This is a genomic window from Ideonella sp., from assembly GCF_036277275.1.
Classification (GTDB): Bacteria; Pseudomonadota; Gammaproteobacteria; order Burkholderiales; family Burkholderiaceae_C; genus Ideonella.
The window spans coordinates 1-18104 of the sequence record NZ_DASUNH010000013.1 but is presented as its reverse complement, the minus strand read 5'-3'; the positions used below and the strand labels follow the sequence as shown (position 1 = coordinate 18104).

Annotated in this window: 14 protein-coding genes; 3 read left to right on the top strand and 11 right to left on the bottom strand. The window is 69.5% G+C overall.

Going from position 1 to position 18104, the window contains the following annotated elements:
• The coding region (locus VFY73_RS02800; protein WP_329716375.1) for a hypothetical protein at positions 1 to 192 on the bottom strand (192 nt) is incomplete at its 3' end.
• Positions 193 to 660: 468 nt separating this feature from the next.
• Between VFY73_RS02800 and VFY73_RS02795 the strand changes: the two genes are divergently transcribed.
• Complete coding sequence (locus tag VFY73_RS02795) at positions 661 to 1944, top strand: RICIN domain-containing protein (RefSeq protein WP_329716388.1); 1284 nt, start codon at positions 661 to 663, stop codon at positions 1942 to 1944.
• A 133-nt stretch (positions 1945 to 2077) separates the two neighbouring features.
• Here VFY73_RS02795 and VFY73_RS02790 read toward each other — a convergent pair whose 3' ends face one another.
• The 5 genes from VFY73_RS02790 to VFY73_RS02770 all read right to left on the bottom strand — a co-directional run bounded on the left by VFY73_RS02790 (position 2078) and on the right by VFY73_RS02770 (position 7824).
• Positions 2078 to 3778 (bottom strand): M14 family metallopeptidase, encoded by a 1701-nt coding sequence (locus VFY73_RS02790; RefSeq protein ID WP_329716387.1) that lies wholly within the window; start codon positions 3776 to 3778, stop codon positions 2078 to 2080.
• 86 nt (positions 3779 to 3864) lie between these two features.
• The gene (locus tag VFY73_RS02785) at positions 3865 to 4647 is read right to left on the bottom strand and encodes a LytTR family DNA-binding domain-containing protein (RefSeq protein ID WP_329716386.1); all 783 of its coding nucleotides are present in this window, start codon (positions 4645 to 4647) and stop codon (positions 3865 to 3867) included.
• A complete protein-coding gene (locus VFY73_RS02780) occupies positions 4644 to 5783 on the bottom strand; it encodes a sensor histidine kinase (RefSeq protein ID WP_329716385.1) in 1140 nt (379 codons plus the stop codon). The genes VFY73_RS02785 and VFY73_RS02780 overlap by 4 nt, the downstream gene beginning before the upstream one ends.
• A 4-nt stretch (positions 5784 to 5787) precedes the next feature.
• Positions 5788 to 6924, bottom strand: coding sequence for a sensor histidine kinase (locus tag VFY73_RS02775; RefSeq protein WP_329716384.1), 1137 nt, complete (start codon positions 6922 to 6924; stop codon positions 5788 to 5790).
• Positions 6925 to 7056: 132 nt separating this feature from the next.
• Entirely contained in the window at positions 7057 to 7824 is a 768-nt protein-coding gene (locus tag VFY73_RS02770; RefSeq protein WP_329716383.1) for a class II glutamine amidotransferase, read from the bottom strand.
• A 128-nt stretch (positions 7825 to 7952) separates the two neighbouring features.
• Between VFY73_RS02770 and VFY73_RS02765 the strand changes: the two genes are divergently transcribed.
• Complete coding sequence (locus tag VFY73_RS02765; RefSeq protein ID WP_329716382.1) at positions 7953 to 10832, top strand: PAS domain S-box protein; 2880 nt, start codon at positions 7953 to 7955, stop codon at positions 10830 to 10832.
• A gap of 112 nt (positions 10833 to 10944) precedes the next feature.
• Complete coding sequence (cls, locus tag VFY73_RS02760; protein ID WP_329716381.1) at positions 10945 to 12348, top strand: cardiolipin synthase; 1404 nt, start codon at positions 10945 to 10947, stop codon at positions 12346 to 12348.
• 56 nt (positions 12349 to 12404) lie between these two features.
• Here cls and VFY73_RS02755 read toward each other — a convergent pair whose 3' ends face one another.
• The 5 genes from VFY73_RS02755 to VFY73_RS02735 all read right to left on the bottom strand — a co-directional run.
• Complete coding sequence (locus VFY73_RS02755) at positions 12405 to 13685, bottom strand: solute carrier family 23 protein (protein WP_329716380.1); 1281 nt, start codon at positions 13683 to 13685, stop codon at positions 12405 to 12407.
• 346 nt (positions 13686 to 14031) lie between these two features.
• The gene (locus VFY73_RS02750) at positions 14032 to 14514 is read right to left on the bottom strand and encodes a GNAT family N-acetyltransferase (RefSeq protein ID WP_329716379.1); all 483 of its coding nucleotides are present in this window, start codon (positions 14512 to 14514) and stop codon (positions 14032 to 14034) included.
• Positions 14515 to 14528: 14 nt separating this feature from the next.
• Entirely contained in the window at positions 14529 to 16247 is a 1719-nt protein-coding gene (locus VFY73_RS02745) for a dipeptide ABC transporter ATP-binding protein (protein ID WP_329716378.1), read from the bottom strand.
• A gap of 11 nt (positions 16248 to 16258) precedes the next feature.
• On the bottom strand, positions 16259 to 17335 hold the full coding sequence (locus VFY73_RS02740; protein WP_329716377.1) for an ABC transporter permease: 1077 nt from the start codon (positions 17333 to 17335) through the stop codon (positions 16259 to 16261).
• Between the two features lie 208 nt (positions 17336 to 17543).
• The coding region (locus VFY73_RS02735; protein WP_329716376.1) for an ABC transporter permease at positions 17544 to 18104 on the bottom strand (561 nt) is incomplete at its 5' end.

The window sequence follows — 18104 nt, the reverse complement described above, 5'->3', positions numbered from 1 at the left end:
GTTCAGCGCCTTCTGCGCCTTCTCCATCTCGGCTTGCGCCTTGCGGGCCGCATCCAGCGCGCGCTGCGCCGCAGCCAGCGCTTCTCGCAGCGCCGCGGCCGCCGCATCGGCCTGGCTCGTGTCGGGCTTGGGCTCCGGCGGAACGTGCGTGGGGGTGTAAACGGGCGCGTAACCGCCAATGGTGACCGACATGGTGGGCTCCTTGATCGCAACAGGAGGGCCCCACCGGCATGGAGGACCCGAGAGCCCGCGAGAATAGAAATGCGCCTGCCTGCCGACAACTACGGGTTAGCGGACCATGCCGCCGGACGCCCGACGCAGGCCGAGTGTCACGAACCGTAAGCAACCTCGTGGCACCCATTCGTCTGACAAATCGACCAGCGCGCACCGAGCTGTTGCAGGGCCGACCGAGGCGTGGGCCGCACGCCAGTCTGACAATTGATGCTTCCATCGACCGGTTTTGCCAGTCGATTTGACAACGTTGTCGAAAGCGCTTTCACATTTGGTTGCCGGCGCTTGCCCAATCTTGCGTGCGCACCAGGTGCGCGATGCCAGCATGCGCCGCGGGTGGGCGTCCTGCCAGCCCCGCGACGCGCGAGAACGCACCGAGCCCCAGCGCAAAACCCGGGGCCGCTAACGTCAAGACTGAGGAGACACCTGATGAATCAATCCGACAGGACCGCGCCGGTGCGGTGCGGCTGGCGCCACACGGCAACGCGGGCACTGCCTGCCGCCTTGTTGGCCTGGATGGGTGCGGCCAATGCATTCACGCCGCTGGGCGACCCCGCGGCGGCCACGCCGCGGCCCGGCGTGACGGCACCACCGCCCACCTTGGGCCATCAGCACGTCACCGGCATCGACGCCGACCACGACGTGCAGGTCGTCTACTTCCTGCCGTCCGACGCGCCGAATCGCGGCCGCGGCGCACTGATGCTCAACGCCGCGCGTCAGATCCAGGCGCAATGGTCCGGCTGGGGCTGGACCTTCCACCTGAACCGCGGCGTGATCAAGCTGGAAAGCAGCAACAGCTGCGCGCATTTCGACGACTTCAACGTGCTGTGGGACGAGACCCGCAGCAAGCTCGAAGCGCGTGGCCAGTACTACCCGAACGTGAAGTACCTGGTGTTCGGCGAGTGCACCACCGGCGGCGGCGCCGCGCAGGCCAGCATGCCGGGCAACACGGCGCTGTTCTACAGCTATGTCGTCGACGGCATTGGCCTGAACGACGGCAGCCCGCGCAACCTGGCCGACATCGGCTCGATCGGCCACGAGATGGGCCACAACTTCGGCCTGCCGCACGAGAACTGCGGTGGCGGCGCCGGCCAGGACACGATCGACGAGCTGGCCCGCATGGGCCTGCCGACGAACGGATCGAAGGGCCCGATGTGCAACGGCGCCTACTGGCCCAACGTGACGCCCGAGCCCTACCAGCACGACCTGGTCAAGCGTTACGGCTGCCCCTGGCTCAAGGGGTGCATGGCTGCGCACCCGAAGTGGGTCTGGACGGGCACGCCGGGCGACGGCACCGACCGGGGGGCCTACTTCGCTGCGCAGGCCAGCAGCAAATGCATCGACGTCTACTACTTCGACCACCGTTCCAACGCCGAAGTGGCGCAGTACGACTGTGTCGGCCAGGCCAATCAGCGCGTCAAGTTGAAGGACGCCGGCAACGGCCTGGTGCACCTGGTGTTCGGCCACAGCGGCTACTGCCTCGACCCGATGAACAGCAGTCGCCTGGTCGGCGCGAAGATGGTGCAGTGGCCCTGCAGCGGCGACGACGACACCAAGTGGAAGGCCAACCAGGTTTCGCCTGGTGTCTACGAATTCGTCAACGCGCGCAGCGGCCTGTGCCTGGACGTGCCGGGCGCCAGCCCGGATTCGGGCCTGACACTGCAGCAGTGGAGCTGCAACGGCACGCCGGCGCAGCGCTGGGTGAAGCAGTGAGCCCTTGAGCGCGGCGGGGGAAGGCTCCTGTGATGGGCGCGGGTGGCCGGCGCCGTGTCATGCCACCCGCGGCGGGCCGGGTGTGGCGGGTGGAAGCAACAACGACAGACCGCTGAAATGTCGACGTTGCGGTTCAGCCCAGCGTCAGCTCGGCCCGCACAGCGCCGGCCCGGCCTGCGTGGGCCTTCAGCGCCAGCACCGTGCCGGCCGGCGCCCGCACGATCCACTCGGCGCGTGCCTTGTCGGCCGTGACGTCGCGCTCGGGGATGAAGGCCTGCAGCGAGTTTTTCGGTGCGTGGCCTTCGAGCTGCGGGCCTTCGATGCGATGCTTGCCGTTGACCAGCGACGCACCGGCCGGCAGCTCGATCTCGAACACGCAGGCCCGCGCGACCTTGCGCTCCAGCGCGCGCTTGGTGACATAACTCGGCAGGTAGCCGGTATTGGCGACGACGAACTTGACGCGCCAGGTGTCGGGGCCAAGCGCGTCGACGCTGGTGGACACGGTCTGCAGCTTCGGTAGCGCCAGGCCCAGCTGGGTCAGCCAGGCCGGGAAGCGCGCCGCCTCGCGCTCACGGTATTTCGGCGGCGGGTTGCGCCAGTAGTTCATCCGGTCCCAGCCGCCGATCTCGACCGCGCCGAGCTGCGGGTGGATGAATGGGCGCCAGTCGTTGTGGGCCCGGCCGTCGCAGTGCTCGTCGCTCCACTTCAGCAGCTTCAGGTCGTCCTCGGGCGGGTGGTCGCGGTACCAGTGGATCCAGTCGTAGTCGGTGATGCCGGCTTCCTTGTTCGGCGCCCAGATCTCGACCGTCCAGAACAGCGCGCCCAGGTGCTCGTAGACCCAGTCCTGCGTGCCGGTGATGATCTCTTTCGGGTGGTACTTGAAGTCGTGCCAGATGCTGATCGCCGGGTAGCCGGTCAGCTTGGCGCCGATGTCCGACAGGCGCTTGTAGATCCACAGATCCTCAGGCGTCATGTCGTCGTCGCTCTGCGTGCCCATCGGCCGCAGGATCACGCCCGAGTGGGTGTGAAAGCTGACCGCCGCGCCGATGTTCTTGTGCTTGGTGATGAAGTCGACCATCGCCCGCACCTCGGGCTCGCTGGTCGGGTACGGGCCGGCGCCGAGCTGTTCGAACTCCTGCCGCCAGTAGGCCGGGAAGTTGCGGTTCAGGTCCAGCCCTTCGCGGTCGCGGTTGACGCGGATCGTCGTGCCGTCGAAGTTCTCGAGCAGCCCCTCGGGCATCACGCGGTAGTAGCTGCCGCCGAACTCACCGGGCTCGCGCGGGATCAGCAGCCGCGGCTCGTCGGGGTGCGGTTTCCAGCCGCCGTTGGGGTCTTTCACGCGCATCTGCAGGATGCGGCCATCGCCGTCGATGTCTTGGGTCGTCAAGCCGTCGACATGCGGCTCGTCGAAGGGGTAGGCGCGCGTGGACGAACGGATGTGGCGCGGCGTGTCGGCCAGCGCCAGCTCGGCACCGTCGGGGTTCAGGCGCGGGCAGAGGTAGACGACGCGGCTGTCGAGCAGCTCGGTGACCCTGGCGTCGCTGCCGTAGGCGCTCGCCAGCTGGTGCAGCCAATACAGGCAGGCGGTGCTGGCGGTCAGCTCGGCGGCGTGGATGTTGCCGTCGATCCACAGGGCCGGTTTGTCGGTGTCCGGCCCGGTCGCGCGGTTGGTGATCACCAGCAACCAGATGTCCCGGCCCTCGTGGCTCAGGCCCATCGAGCGGCGCTCGATCAGCTCGGGCCGCGCGGCGGCGTAGTCGGCCAGCAGCTGGCTCAGCTCGGCGTGGCGGTAGAAGCGGTCGAACTGCGGGGTCGGCAGGGGTGCGGCGGACATGGCGAAACGGCCTGCTCGTGGCAGGCCAAGGGACTGCGGTGCCGCCGAGTTTCGCACCGGCGCCGTCACACCCGCGCGGGCCGGGCTCACTGACCCTTGAACAGCCCCTGGAAATGCCTCGACACCGGCAGGCGCTCGCTGCGCCCGCGCAGCGTCAGCACCATCGTGCCTTCGTCGATACGCAGCGCGCTGGCGATGTGGCGGTGGTTGACGATCACCGAACGGTGCACCTGCCAGAACTGGTCGGCGTCGAGCTGGGCCAGCAGCTCCTTCAGCGGCGTGCGGATCAGCGCCTCTCCCGGCCCGGCCTCGTCGTCGTAGGCCACACGGGTGTAGCGCGCGTCGGACTCGAAGTAGACGATCTGCTCGATGCGGATCAGCTTCACCTCCTTGCCGACGCTGGCCTGGATCACCGCCGGCGGCGCCGGCTTGCGCAGCTGGCCACTCAGCTGCGCGAGCAGCGCCGACAGGTCCGGCGCGGCCGGCCGGTCCAGCCGCGTCTGCACGCGCTGCAGCGCCTGGCCCAGGCGCGCTGCGTCGACAGGCTTCATCACGTAGTCGACCGCGCCGGCGTCGAACGCGGCCAGCGCGTGGTCACCGAACGCGGTGACGAAGACCACCGGCACCCGGCCGTCGATGCGCTGCGCGACCTCGATGCCCGACAGGCCCGGCATCCGGATGTCGAGGAAGCAGACTTGCGGCTCGTGTTCGAGGAACGCATCCCACGCGTCGACGCCGTTGGTGGCCTCGGCGACGATGCGCGCCGCCGGCCAGGCCTGGCGCAGCGCGGCGATGAGTTGCTGGCGCGGGGCTTCCTCGTCGTCGGCGACGAGCACGGCGACACGGTCTGGGGAATCGTTGGGGGTCACGGCGGGGTCGGGATGGCGGTGTGATGAATGGGAACGACAGGCAACCGCAGCGTCGCGCTGCAGCCACCATCAGGCACATTGGCCAGTGTCAGGCTGGCCTGCTCGCCAAAGGATTGAGCGAGCCGCGCACGGGTGTTGGCCAGGCCGACGTGGCCCGGGCCGCAGACGGCGCCGTCCGGCGGCAGGCCCGGGCCGTCGTCGATGACTTCGAGGCACAACATGCCGTCGGCCGCGATGCAGGCGGACACGCGCACCACGCCGCCTGACAGCTGAGGCGACACGCCATGCTCGACCGCGTTCTCGACCAGCGTGAGCAACACACCGGGCGGTAGCGCGGCGGCCAGCGCGGCGGGCTCGGCGCCGATCTCGAAACGCAGCCGGGCGCCGAGCCGGGCCTGCATCACTTCGAGGTAGCGCCGCACCGCTTCCAGCTCCTCGCCCAGCGTCAGGGCGTGCCGCTCGAACAGCGGCAGCGTCGCGCGCAGATAGCCGGTCAACGACGCGAGCATCGGCCCAGCGCGCTCGTCGCGCGTGTCGACCCAATGCTGCAGCGACGCCAGCGAGTTGAACAGGAAGTGCGGCTGGATCTGTGCGGTGGCGAGCTGCCGGGCCAGCGCGATCGTGCGGTCGCGCTCGTCGAGTTCGCGCAAGCGCGCCTCGATCTGCTGGGCGCGGTAGACCGTGACGAACCAGAAGACGAGTGCGCTGAGCGAACAGGCGGCAGCACCGGTGTACAGCAACCAATCGCGGACCGGCCCCGCCGCCATGCGCCAGCGCAGCCCAAAAGCAAACGCCACGAAGGCCGCCATGCAGATCAGCGTCGCCACCATCAGGCGCCGCCGCGTCGGACGACGCCACAGCCACATGCCGGCGCGGTAGTTCGCTGCGGCGACCGCCGCCAGCAGCCCGGTCAGGCGCGCCAGCTCGCCGTCGGGCGCGTGCTCCATCAGGGCCTGGGCCACGATGGCCAACGAGATTGCCAGCATCACCAGGAAAGTACGACTGGGCCGCTCGTTGCCGGCGCGGGCCAGCTCGGCATCGGTGAACACGCGCGTCGGGCCGGGGTACCAGAGCTGGGTCCAGTCGATGCGTTCGTGACGCGAAACGACGTCGTCGGCCGGGGCAGGGCTGGGCATGGTGTCAACCCGCATCGTGGGGGGATCGCGGGGACGACGGGGTCGGCGGGTCGATCGTGATCTCGGCGCACGCCCCCGGGTCGAGCGCCTGCAGCCGCAACTGCGCCCGCGGGCCGAAACGCCGCGCCAGCCGCTCGCGCGCATTGGCCAGGCCGATGCCTTCGCGCCAGCCGGGCGTCGGCCCGGGGCCGGTGTCCTGTACGGTCAGCCGGAAGCGGCCGTCGGCCACCCCTGCGGCCAGCACGATGCGCCCGCCCTGCAGCAGCGGGCCGATGCCGTGCTCGATCGCGTTCTCGATCAGCGTCAGCAGCAACCCGGGCGGCCACGGCTGGGCCAGCGCCGCCGGCTCCACCGCCAGCTCGACCTGCAGCCGTTCGCCGAACCGCGCCTGCATGATCGCCAGGTAGTGACGCGCCAGCGCCAGCTCGTCGGCCAGCGCCACCTCGTCGCGTGCCATCAGCTCGGTCGAGCCGCGCAGGAAGCCAGTCAGCTCGCGCAGCAGCGGCGCGGCGCGCGGGTCGCTGCCGTCGACCCAATGTTGCAGCGCGGCCAGCGTGTTGAACAGGAAATGCGGCTGGATCTGCGAACGCAGCGCCGCCAGCCGCGCCTCGGCCGCTTCGCGCGCGGCGGCGTCGCGTTCCTGCTCGAGCCGCAAGCGCTGCATCTCGCGGTCCAGGTGCGAGCGGCCCCATTGCGCCAGCAGCACCTGCAGCAACGACATCAGCACGATCGGCAGCAGCCAGGCCAGCCAGCGCCAGGGCTCGGCGCGGTCGCGCCACAGCGCCATCTGGATCAGTGCGGCGCCCAGCAGGATGGCGTTGGACCACCAGAACTCCTGTCGCATGCGTGCCAGCGTGCTGTGCGGCTGGAACCAGGCCTGCACCATCGCCAGCAACATCGCCACGGCCATCGGCACCCCCACCAGGCCGGCCACCGCAGGGTGAACATCGCCCACCGCCTCCAGCCAGCCCGAGATCACGACGCCGACGCCGACCGCGCCGGCCCAGCCGACCAGGCCCGCGCGGCTGAGCAGCCACGCGTCACCCGCCTCGGCACTGGCCCGCTCGGCCTCGTTCAGGCCGCAGTGACGGCGGGCCAACATGGCCAGCACGCGGTCTCGCGGGGTGAGCGGGGTGGTCATGGTCGGCATGCGGCGCAGTGTAGGCAGCCCGCGGTGCGATGCGACCAGGAGCCGGGCGAACGGCCCGGCCGCGTGCACCAGCCGCCGGCGGCCACGGATGAACGGCGGCCTTCCGCGGCGAACGTACCGAGGTCAGCCGCCCCGGCAGGCCAGCGGCGCGCCGTCGACGAACACCCGCAGCTCGCCGGGTCGGAACGCCGTCCAGGTTTCGTCGTGGGTCAGCGGCTCAGTCGCGATCACCGCGACGCGGTCGTTCGGCGTCGTCGCGTGGGCGAAGTCGACCCGCACGTCCTCGTCTTTCAGGCTGGCAGCGCGAAACGGGTGCTGCCGCACCAGCCAGTGCAGGTGCGTCGACGCGTGGGCCCACAGCGCCTGGCCGTTGGACAACAGCATGTTGAAGGTGCCGTGGCGGTGCAGCTCGGGCACCAGCTCGGCCAGCGTGCAGTGCAGCTCGGCCACCTCGGGCACGCCGGCGTGGGCCTTGGCCAGCTCCTGCATCAGCCAGCAAAACGCGCGTTCGCTGTCGGTATCGCCGACCGGGCGAAACGCCGCATGCAAGCGGGGGTGGAAATTCTTCAGGTCACCGTTGTGGGCGAAGACCCAGTAACGGCCCCACAGCTCGCGCACGAACGGGTGGGTGTTTTCCAGCGCGACCCGGCCCTGGGTGGCCTTGCGGATGTGGGCGATGACGTTGTCGCTGTGGATCGGGTAGGTCTTGACCAGCTCGGCGATCGCCGACTGGCGGGCACTGGCATGGTCGATGAAGACTCGCACGCCCTTGTCTTCGAAGAAGCCGATGCCGAAACCGTCCTTGTGCTCGTCGGCGCGCGTGGCCAGGCCGGTGAAGCTGAACATCACGTCGGTCGGCGTGTTGGCATTCATGCCCAGCAGTTGGCACATGGCGTCGGGTTCCCTGGAGCGGCTGCGGTCGATTGTAGGCAGCGTGCCCTGTTCAGGGGGCGCCCTGGCCGGCAGGCGCGGCAGAACCGGTAACCTCCGGCATTCCATCGTCAATGGAGGGATGGATCTTGCCCCCAGTCACGGCCGAAGAGCCGTTTGCCGGCCTGCCTTTCGCCGAAGGCGCGCGCCAGGCCCAGGCGGAGCGCGACCGCGTGGCCGTGCGTGCGCTGCTGCATGTCACGTCGACATTGGCCGGCCTGCTCTGGCTGTCGGTGCCGTTGCAGCTATGGCTCGGCCCACCGAGCCGGCTCGTCATCTGGCGGCTGTTGATCGGCGCGGTGCTGCTGGCCGGTGCGGGGGGCGCGGTGCTGGTCGCGCGGCGGCGCTCGCCGCGCACCGCGGCTGGCTTGCTGCTGCTGACGCTGCAGCTGGCGTTCGGGCTGTACGCCTGGTTCACCGGCCTGGGCCTGCAGTCGATCCTGCTGTCGGGCTCGGCGGTGCTGATCGTGCTGGCCGGGATGTTGACGCGCCCGCGCGTGGCCTGGCTGCTGGCCGGCCTGCATCTGGTGCTGCTGGTGTTGATCCACCACGGCGAGTTCCGTGGCCTGCTGCCCGACGTGCCGGGCCCACCGCCGGGTGGCCACACCGCACGGCTGGTCTCGCACGTGCTGCTGACCGCCGGCGCGCTGGCGGTGGCGACGATCCTGGGTCGGCAGTACGGCCTCAGCCTGCACGAGGCCTGGGTCAAGGAACACCGGCTGTCCGAGTTCCTGCGCCTGGGCAGCGACTGGACCTGGGAGGCCGACCGCCACGGCCGGATGACCCACATCTCGCCGAGCTTCGAGCGCCACACCGGCCGCACGGTGGCCGAGTTCATGCGCATCGACCAGCCCGGCGGGCCGCGCATCGTGCACGACGACGAATGGGCCGCGCTGATCGACGACCTGCGCGCCCGCCGGGCCTACCGCGGCCGGGTCATCACCTTCGAGTGCGCCGACGGCCAGCTGGTGTGCGTGCGCGGCACCGGCGAGCCGGTGCTGGGCGCGACCGGCAATCACCTGGGCTGGTGGGGCATCAGCCAGAACGTGACCGGGGAGGTGCTGGCGGCGCGCGAACACGAGCGTTCGCGCGCGCTGCTGGACCGGCTGGTGCGCCTGTCGCCCGACGCGATCGTCGTCGCCAGCCTGCGCGACGGCCGCATCATGCTGGCCAACCCCGGCTTCCTGAGCGCCGCCGGCTGCGAGCGGCCGGAAGAGGTGATCGGCCGTAGCGCACTCGAGCTCGGGATGTGGCGCGAGCCGGCCGAAGCGCAGGCGCTGACCGAGGCGCTGGTCCGGGCCAGCGTCGTGCGCGACCTGCGCACCCGCTTCTGGCGGCAGGACGGCTCGCTGCGCGAAGCCTCGGTCACCGCGGCCCGCTTCGAGTGGGACGGCGAGCCGGTGTCGGTGATGATGATCCGCGACATCACCGAGGCCGAACGTTCGCGGCTGCAGGGCGACGCGATCCTGAACCACGCCGCGGTCGGCGTCGCGCTGGTGCGCGAACGCCGCGTGGTGCGCGTCAACCCGCGGCTCGAAGCGCTGCTGGGCCAGCCGAGCGGCAGCATGGCCGGCGGTGAGGTGGCCGGGTACTTCGGCGGCGAGGCCGGCTACCAGGCCTTCATCGACGAGGTTCGCAAGCGCCTGGCCGAAGGGCGGCCGATCGAGGTCGAACACGAGTTCACCCGCCCCGACGGCAGCCGCTTCCTGGCGCTGCTGCGCTCGCAGCTGGTCGACCCGCGCCAGCCCGACGAAGCCGGTGCGATCTGGGTCCTCGAAGACATCACCGAACGCCGCCGCGCCGAGCAGGCGCTGGCCGAGGCGAAGGCGGTGGCCGAGGCCGCCAGCGACGCCAAGAGCGCGTTCCTGGCCCACATGAGCCACGAGATCCGCACGCCGCTCAATGGCGTGCTGGGCCTGGCACGGCTGATGGCAGTGCCGGGACAGCCCGAGGCAAGGCGGCAGAACCACCTGCGCTACCTGATCGACGCCGCCGAAAGCCTCAACGGCATCGTCTCGAACGTGCTCGATCTGAGCAAGATGGAAGCCGGCAAGCTGCGGGTCGAGCGGATCGATTTCGACCTGCACGACCTGGTCGACAAGGTGCACGGCGCCCACGTGGTGCTGGCCGAAGCCAAGGGCCTGGTGATGCGGCAGACGATCGCCTCGGGTGTGCCGCGCCGGGTGCGCGGGGACCCGCTGCGGCTGCGCCAGATCCTGTCGAACTTCATCGCCAACGCGATCAAGTTCACCGTCCAGGGCGAGGTGATGCTGCGCGTCGTGGTGGCCGAGCCGGGGCGGCTGCGCTTCGAGGTCGAGGACACCGGGATCGGCATCGCGCCGGAGGTGCTGGCCGGCCTGTTCCAGCCCTTCGCACAGGCCGACCATTCGACGACACGGCGCTTCGGCGGCACCGGGCTGGGCCTGTCGATCGCCCGCGAGCTGGCCCAGTTGATGGGCGGCGAGGTCGGCGCTTCCAGCGTGCCGCGCGAGGGCGCCGCCTTCTGGGCCGAGCTGCCGCTGCCGTCGGCCGATGGCAGCGAGGACCGACCGAGCACCGGGCTCGACGGCGCCGACCGGCCGCTGCGCGGGCTGCGCCTGCTGGTGGCCGAAGACAACCCGGTCAACATGCTGATCGCGGCCGAGATGCTGGCGCGGCTGGGCGCCAGCGTCAGCCCGGCCCACGACGGCGCTGAAGCCGTGCAGGCCTGCCAGGCCCACCCCGAGGCCTACGATGCGGTGCTGATGGACCTGCACATGCCGGTGCTCGACGGGCTCGAAGCGGTGCGCCAGCTGCGCGCCGACCCGACCACGCGTGCGCTGCCGGTGGTGGCCTTCAGCGCTGCCGCGCTGGACCACGAGCGGGCCCAGGCGCGCGACGCCGGGATGGACGACTTCGTCGGCAAGCCGGTGCAACCGGACGAACTGGTGCGTGTGCTGTCGCGCTGGGTGCCGCCGCAGTCCCTCTGAACGGCCTGCCCAGGCTGCGCTGTCGGCCAGTTCCCACAGCCGGGGCCGTCTTGCGCTGGCAGACAAGCAGCGCCGCGCGCCGTCAGACTGCGGCACGACCCCCGGAGTCTCCATGACCAGCTTCCGTGCCTCTTGCAGTCTCGCACTGCTGCTGATCGGCCTGACCGCCTGTGCGCCGCTGCCGCGGGCGGCGCCCGCCACGGAGCAGCGTGCGACAAAACCGGTCGCGATCGAAAACGCGCGCGGTCCTGTTTCGCCGGCGCGCAGCAAGCAGATCGTCGAGAACCTGAAATCCGAGCCTGGTGCCGATCCCATCCTGGACAAGCACCTGGCAATCGAAACGGCGCTGACGGGCAGCCCGCTGGTGGCCGACAACCATGTCACGCTGCTGCAGGACGGCGATGCCACTTACAAGTCCATGCTCGAGGCCATCAGTGCGGCCAAGCGCCACATCAACCTGGAGACCTACATCGTCGAGGACGACGAGATCGGCCGCCGTTTCGGCGACGCGCTGATCGCCAAGCGGCAGCAGGGCCTGCAGGTCAACCTGCTGTACGACAGCATGGGCGCCCGCGAGACGCCGGCCGCCTTCTTCGACCGGCTGAAAGCGGCGGGCATCCGGGTCGTGCAGTACAACCCGATCAACCCGTTCCGGGCCAAGGCCGGCTGGGACGTCAACGAGCGCGACCACCGCAAGCTGCTGGTGGTCGACGGCGAGATCGCCTTCCTGGGCGGCCTGAACATCAGCAGCGTCTATTCCGGTTCGTCGCCGAAGCGGCGGTCTGAACCACCGCGCACCGACGAAAAGACCGGCGAGCCGGTGCGGGCCTGGCGCGACACCCACGTGCGCATCGAGGGACCGGTCGCGTCCGAACTGCAGAAGATCTTCCTCGACACCTGGACGCGGCAGAACGGGCCGGCACTCAGCACCGCCGACTACCTGCCCGCCAAACGCCAGGCGCGCGGCAAGCAGGTGGTGCGTGCGATCGCCAGCTCACCCGACGAGTCGTACAGCACGATCTACGCGGCGCTGATGTCGTCGATCGAGCACGCCGAAAAGGACATCCTGATCACGATGGCCTACTTCGTGCCGGACCCGCAGCTGATCGGCGCACTGAGCCAGGCCGCCCGGCGCGGCGTCGACGTCAAGCTGATCCTGCCGCGCCACAGCGACGCCAAGCTGGTGCTCAGCGCCGGCCGCGCGCAGTATGGTCAGTTGCTCGAAAGCGGCGTGAAGCTGTACGAGCGCCGCACCGTGCTGCTGCACGCCAAGACCGCGGTGATCGACGGCGTCTGGTCGACCGTCGGTTCGGCCAACCTCGACTGGCGCAGTTTCGTTCACAACCAGGAGTTGAACGCGGTCGTGCTCGGGGCCGACTTCGGGCGCCAGATGCAGGAAGCCTTCGAGCGCGACCTGGCTCAGTCGGACCGCATCACGCTCGAGGCCTGGAACAAGCGGCCGGTGGGTGAACGCTTCAGCGAGTGGCTGGGGCAGCTGCTGCAGTACTGGTTGTAGGGCCGAGGTTCCTGGCTCACGTCTGTCCACCCGCCCATCCTTCACTCTTCTCGTCGCTAGCGGCGCGGCTTCAGCAGCCAGTACAGCCCGATCGCGCCAAAGGTTGCAGTGCCGATGCCACCCAGCGCGAAGCCGCCGAACTTCAGCGTGTAGTCGCCGGTGCCGAGCACCAGCGTGACAGCGGCGACGATCAGGTTGGTGTTGTTCGAGAAGTCGACCCGGTTGTCGACCCAGATCTTCGCGCCGGCGATCGCGATCAGGCCGAACACGACGATCGACACACCGCCCATCACCGGCAGCGGAATGGCCTGGATCAGCGCGCCGAACTTCGGGCTGAAGCCCAGCAGCACCGCGATCAGCGCGGCGACGACGAACATCGCGGTCGAGTAGATCTTGGTCGCGGCCATCACGCCGATGTTCTCGGCATAGGTCGTCACGCCCGTGCCGCCGGCGCTGCCCGAGACCATCGTCGCGATGCCGTCACCGAGGAAGGCGCGGCCGATGTACGGCTCGAGCTTGCGGCCGGTCATCGCGCCGACCGCCTTCACGTGGCCCAGGTTCTCGGCGACCAGGATGATCGCCACCGGCGCGATCAGCAGGATGGCGCGGCCGTCGAACACCGGCGCGGCGAACTGCGGCGCGCCTACCCACGCCGCCGCGGCGATGCCGGCGGTGTTGATCGGCTGGCCCCAGCCCAGGCCGTTGGCCAGCACTGCGTAGATCACGGTCGCGAGGATCAGGCCGACGAGAATCAGCAGCCGCTGCAGCATGCCGCTGGTGCGCACCGCGACCAGCCCGATGCAGACGAAGGTGACCGCCTGCATCCACTTGTCGAAGTCGGTCGGCGCCATGTTCTTGATCGGAATACTGGCCAGGTTCAGGCCGATCACCGCGACCACCGCGCCGGTGACCACCGGCGGCATCAGCGACTCGATCCATTTGGTGCCGACCGACATCACGCCCAGGCCGATCAATGCGTAGACCGCACCGCAGACGATGATGCCGCCCAGCGCGATGCCGATGTTGGCGTTCGGCCCGCCACCGGGATAGCCGGTGGCTGCCAGCACGACGCCGATGAAGGCGAAGCTGGAGCCCAGGTAACTCGGCACCTGGCCGCCGACGACGACAAAGAAGATCAACGTGCCGATGCCCGACATCAGGATCGCGACATTCGGGTCGAACCCCATCAGGATCGGCGCCAGCACCGTTGCGCCGAACATGGCGATCACATGCTGCACACCGAGCGCCACCGTCTGCGGCCAGGGCAATCGTTCGTCGGGGGCCACGACGGCACCGGGTCGGGCCGGGACTTCGCGCCAGGTCGGCAGCAGGCTCATGAAACGCACTCCTCGGGGTCTTGCAAGAACTGACGGCGGCCAATGCACGTTGTGTGCCCGGCCGCCGGCAGTGTAGGCAAGCGCGAGGCGCTGTCCGCTGAGGGTTTGCCGTGGGCATGGCCCTTCGGCAGACTCAGGGCCGTCCGGGTGTGCATCGGACGGTTGGCGTGCTGGCCTGGCCTTCGACTGGCTCAGGCCGAATGGGGAGGGGGCGACCGTTGCGCGCCTACCAAGCTCTTTCGCGTCTCCATGGGCAGGACCAGATCCAGCGCCTGCGAACAGCTCGGTCTCCCGCCCTCCGTTCGGCCTGAGCCTGCCGAAGCCCCAGCCCGCGCGGCATGTCAGATCAGGTCGGCGGCGCCTGGACCAGACGAGGCGGCCCGCCCCATGCGTATTCGACGTCCGGCTCGCTCTCGGGCGGTGGGCTGATGCCCAGGCGTTGCACCACGAACCCGTGCCGTTCGTAGAAAGCGCGGGCAGCGTGGTTGCGCTGGAAGGTGAACAGCCGCAGTTCGTCGGCCGATCGTTCACGGGCCGCGGCCAGCAACGCGCTGCCGACGCCATGGCGGCGGTACTCGGCGAACACCGCCATCTGCATGATCCAAGGCGCCTGCAGCGCCGTCATGCCGGCCAGTTCACCGTCGACCAGCGCGACCAGCACCTGGCACTTCGGCAGCACCTCGGCCACGAAGAAGCCCCGCGATCCCACCAGCGTGTGGTTCTGGTGCGTGTCGTTGTACCAGTAGCTGTCGACATTGGTGCCATGCCAGCGGCGCACGACGGTGTCGACCTCGACCGCGTCATCGGCCGCGATGGGGCGGACCTGCACCGCCGGCAACGGCATCAGCCGGCGGCGCCGGCTGCGGGCTGCCACCCGCGCGGCACCGCGCCGATCAGCTTGCGGGTGTATTCCTGTTGCGGCGCCTTCAGGATGGCCTCGGCGCTGGCCTGCTCGACCACCTCGCCATCCTTCATCACCAGCACCTCGTCGCTGATGAAGCGCACCACCGCGAGGTCGTGGCTGATGAAGATGTACGACAGGCCCAGCTCGTCCTGCAGGTCCTTCAGCAGGTTCAGCACGTGGGCCTGCACCGACACGTCGAGGGCGCTGACCGCCTCGTCGAGCACCAGCACCTCGGGGTTCAGCGTCAGGCAACGCGCGATCGCGATGCGCTGGCGCTGGCCGCCGGAGAACTCGTGCGGGTACTTGCCGAACGCGCGGTCGTCCAGGCCCACCTTGCCCAACAGCGCGCGGGCGCGTTGCTCGCGTTCGACGGTCGTCGCGCCGATGCCGTGGATGGTCATCGGCTCCAGCAGCGTCTGGCCGATCGTGAAACGCGGGTTCAGCGAGGCATAGGGGTTCTGGAACACGATCTGGATGCGCCGGCGCATCACCTGGCGCTCGCTGTCGCGCAGGGCCAGCAGGTTGTGGCCGTCGAACATCACCTCGCCGCTCATCGGGCCGGAGTGCGGGTCGTGCAGGCGCAGCAGCGTCAGACCCATCGTCGTCTTGCCCGAGCCCGACTCGCCCACCACGCCCAGCGTGTGGCCGCGGCGCAGGCGGAAGTTGACGTCCTTCACCGCGTGGTACTCGCGCCGGCCGAACACGCCCTGGCGCAGCCAGAAACTCTTGGCCAGCGCCTTGACCTCCAGCACCACCGGCGCGTCCGGGTCCTTGGCCTTGCCCGCGCCCTGCGCGCCGCGGCCGGCGATGTGGTCGTCGATCACCATCAGCCGCGCCGGGTTCTCGGTCAGGCTGGGCCGGCAAGCCAGCAGTGCACGGGTGTAGGCGTCTTGCGGGGCACTGAAGATGCCGGCCACCGGGCCTTGCTCGCGGATCGTGCCCTGGCGCATCACGACCACCCGGTCGGCGATCTCGCCGACCAATGCCAGGTCGTGGCTGATGAACAGCACCGACAGGCCGTGGCTGGCCTTCAGCTTGGCCAGCAGCTCCAGGATCTGGCGCTGGATGGTCACGTCCAGCGCGGTCGTCGGCTCGTCGGCGATCAGCAGCTTGGGTTCGCAGGCCAGCGCCATCGCGATCATCACGCGCTGCTGCTGGCCACCCGACAGCTCGTGCGGATAGGCCTTCAGCCGCCGCGCCGGGTCGGGGATGCCGACCTCGACCAGCAGCGCTTCGGCCCGCGCCAGCGCCGCCTTGGGCTTCAGGCCCATGTGGGTGATCAGCGGCTCGACCAGCTGCTGCCCGATGCTGAACACCGGGTTGAGCGAGGACATCGGATCCTGGAAGACGCAGGCGATCTCGCTGCCGCGCATGCGCCGCAGTTCGGCCGGCGTCGCATCCAACAGATTCTTGCCTCGCCAGACGATGCGCCCCGAGCGCTCGGCGTTGTCGGGCAGCAGGTTGACGATCGACATTGCCGTCACGCTCTTGCCGGAGCCTGATTCGCCGACCAGCGCCACCGTCTGGTTCTCGTCGACGTCGAAGCTCACGCCCTGCGCGCCACGGCCGACGGCCTCGGCGCGTTGCACGACGCCGTCGCGCGTGCCCATGCGAAAGGCGACCTTGAGGTCTTGAATCGACAGCAGGCTCTTGTTCATGGTGGCGCTCATCACTCCAGCCCCCGCAGCTTCGGATCCAGCGCATCGCGCCAGGCATCGGCCATCAACGAAAACGCGGTGACGAAGACCGCCATGAACACCGTCGCGGCCGCCAGCTGCCACCAGTAGCCGAGGATCAACTCGCCCTGCGCCTCGGCCAGCATCGTGCCCCAGCTGACCTGGTCGACCGGCACGCCCAGCCCCAGGTACGACAGGATCACCTCGCTCTTGATGAAGCCGACGACGAGCAGGCTCATGCGCACCAGCACCACATGGCTCACGTTGGGCAGGATGTGGCGGAACATGCGCGAGCTGGTCGACGCGCCGATCGCCTCGGCGGCCCGCACGTACTCGCGCGAGCGGTGCTTCATGAACTCGGCGCGCACCTGGCGGTACAGCCCCGTCCAGCCGACCAGGCCGAGGATCACCACCACCGTCCAGATGCCGCGCGGCAGGACCGCATCGGCGCGGTTCAGCACCGCGGCCAGCGCGAAGATCAGCAGGATGTCGGGGATCGCGGTGAAGACGGTGTAGAGCCACTCGAGGAAATCACCCACCTTGCCGCCGAAGAAGCCTGACAGAGCGCCGAGGAAGGTGCCCAGCAGCGTGGCCAGCAGGGCCGCCATCACACCGACCGCCACCGAGACCTGGCAGCCCTTGATGACCTTGGCCAGCACGTCGCGACCGAGCCGGTCGGCGCCCAGCGGCAGCGTCTCGGCCTTGTGGGTGGCGCTGGTCTCGTACTGCTTGGCCCGTTCGGCCCATTCCTTGTATTTCGGCGCCAGCGGATCGATGTCGCTGATATCGACGTTCGGTCCCTTGGGCTGCTCGATGACGCCGGTCGCCTCCGGCGGCGCCGGGCCCATCAGCGTCGGCGGCGCATTGGGCACGCCGATCTCCTGCTGCCAGCCCTGGGCCACCACGCCGACGGCGGACAACAGGATCAGCAGCAGGAAACCGATCACGATCAGCATCGAGACCAGGCCGACGCGGTCGCCCTTGAAGCGCCGCCAGGCGGCGTGCCAGACGCCTTCGGAGTGTTCGACCGACACGGCGCCGGAACCGGTCGATTCAATGACTGCGCTCATCTGCGATTCTCAGTTTCAAGGCGCACCCAGTGCTGCCGTCCATCAAGTGGCGTGCGCGGATCCGGCTTTGCCGGTCCGCTGCACGAGCCCCCTCGGGGGGCCGAGGTCGGACACGAACAGTCCTGAGGACTGTTTGTGCCTACCGAGGGGCCGGGTCTCTGGCCCGGCGCGGCCTGCAAGGCAGCGACCGGAAGGGAGCGGGGGGGCTTCATTTGAGGACGACCCGTGGGTCGACGACCTTGTAGAGCAGGTCGGTGGCCAGGTTGATCAGCATCGTCAGCATCGCCAGGTAGATGGTCGCGGCCTGAATCACGGGATAGTCGCTGCGGTTGACGGCCAGCAGCACCTCGCGGCCGAGGCCGGGGATCGAGAAGAACACCTCGATCAGGAAGGAGCCGACGAAGATGGTCGGCAGCTGCAGGCCGATGTTGGTGAGGATCGGGATCATCGCGTTGCGCAGCACGTGCTTGAACAGCACGGTGCGCTCGGTCAGGCCCTTGGCGCGCGCGGTGCGCACGTAGTCGTGGCCCAGCTCGTCGAGGAAGAAGCTGCGGTACAGCCGCGTCTGCGGCGAGATGCCCACCATCACCGCCAGCAGCACCGGCAGCGGCACGTAGGTGGTCAGGTTGGTCCAGGTGGAATCGCTCCAGCCCTGCACCGGGAACCAGCCCAGGCGGAAGGCGAACAGGTACTGCCCGACGATCACGTAGACCAGGAAGCTGATGGAGAGTGCCACCGTCGTGATCACCATGACCGCGCGATCGGTGAG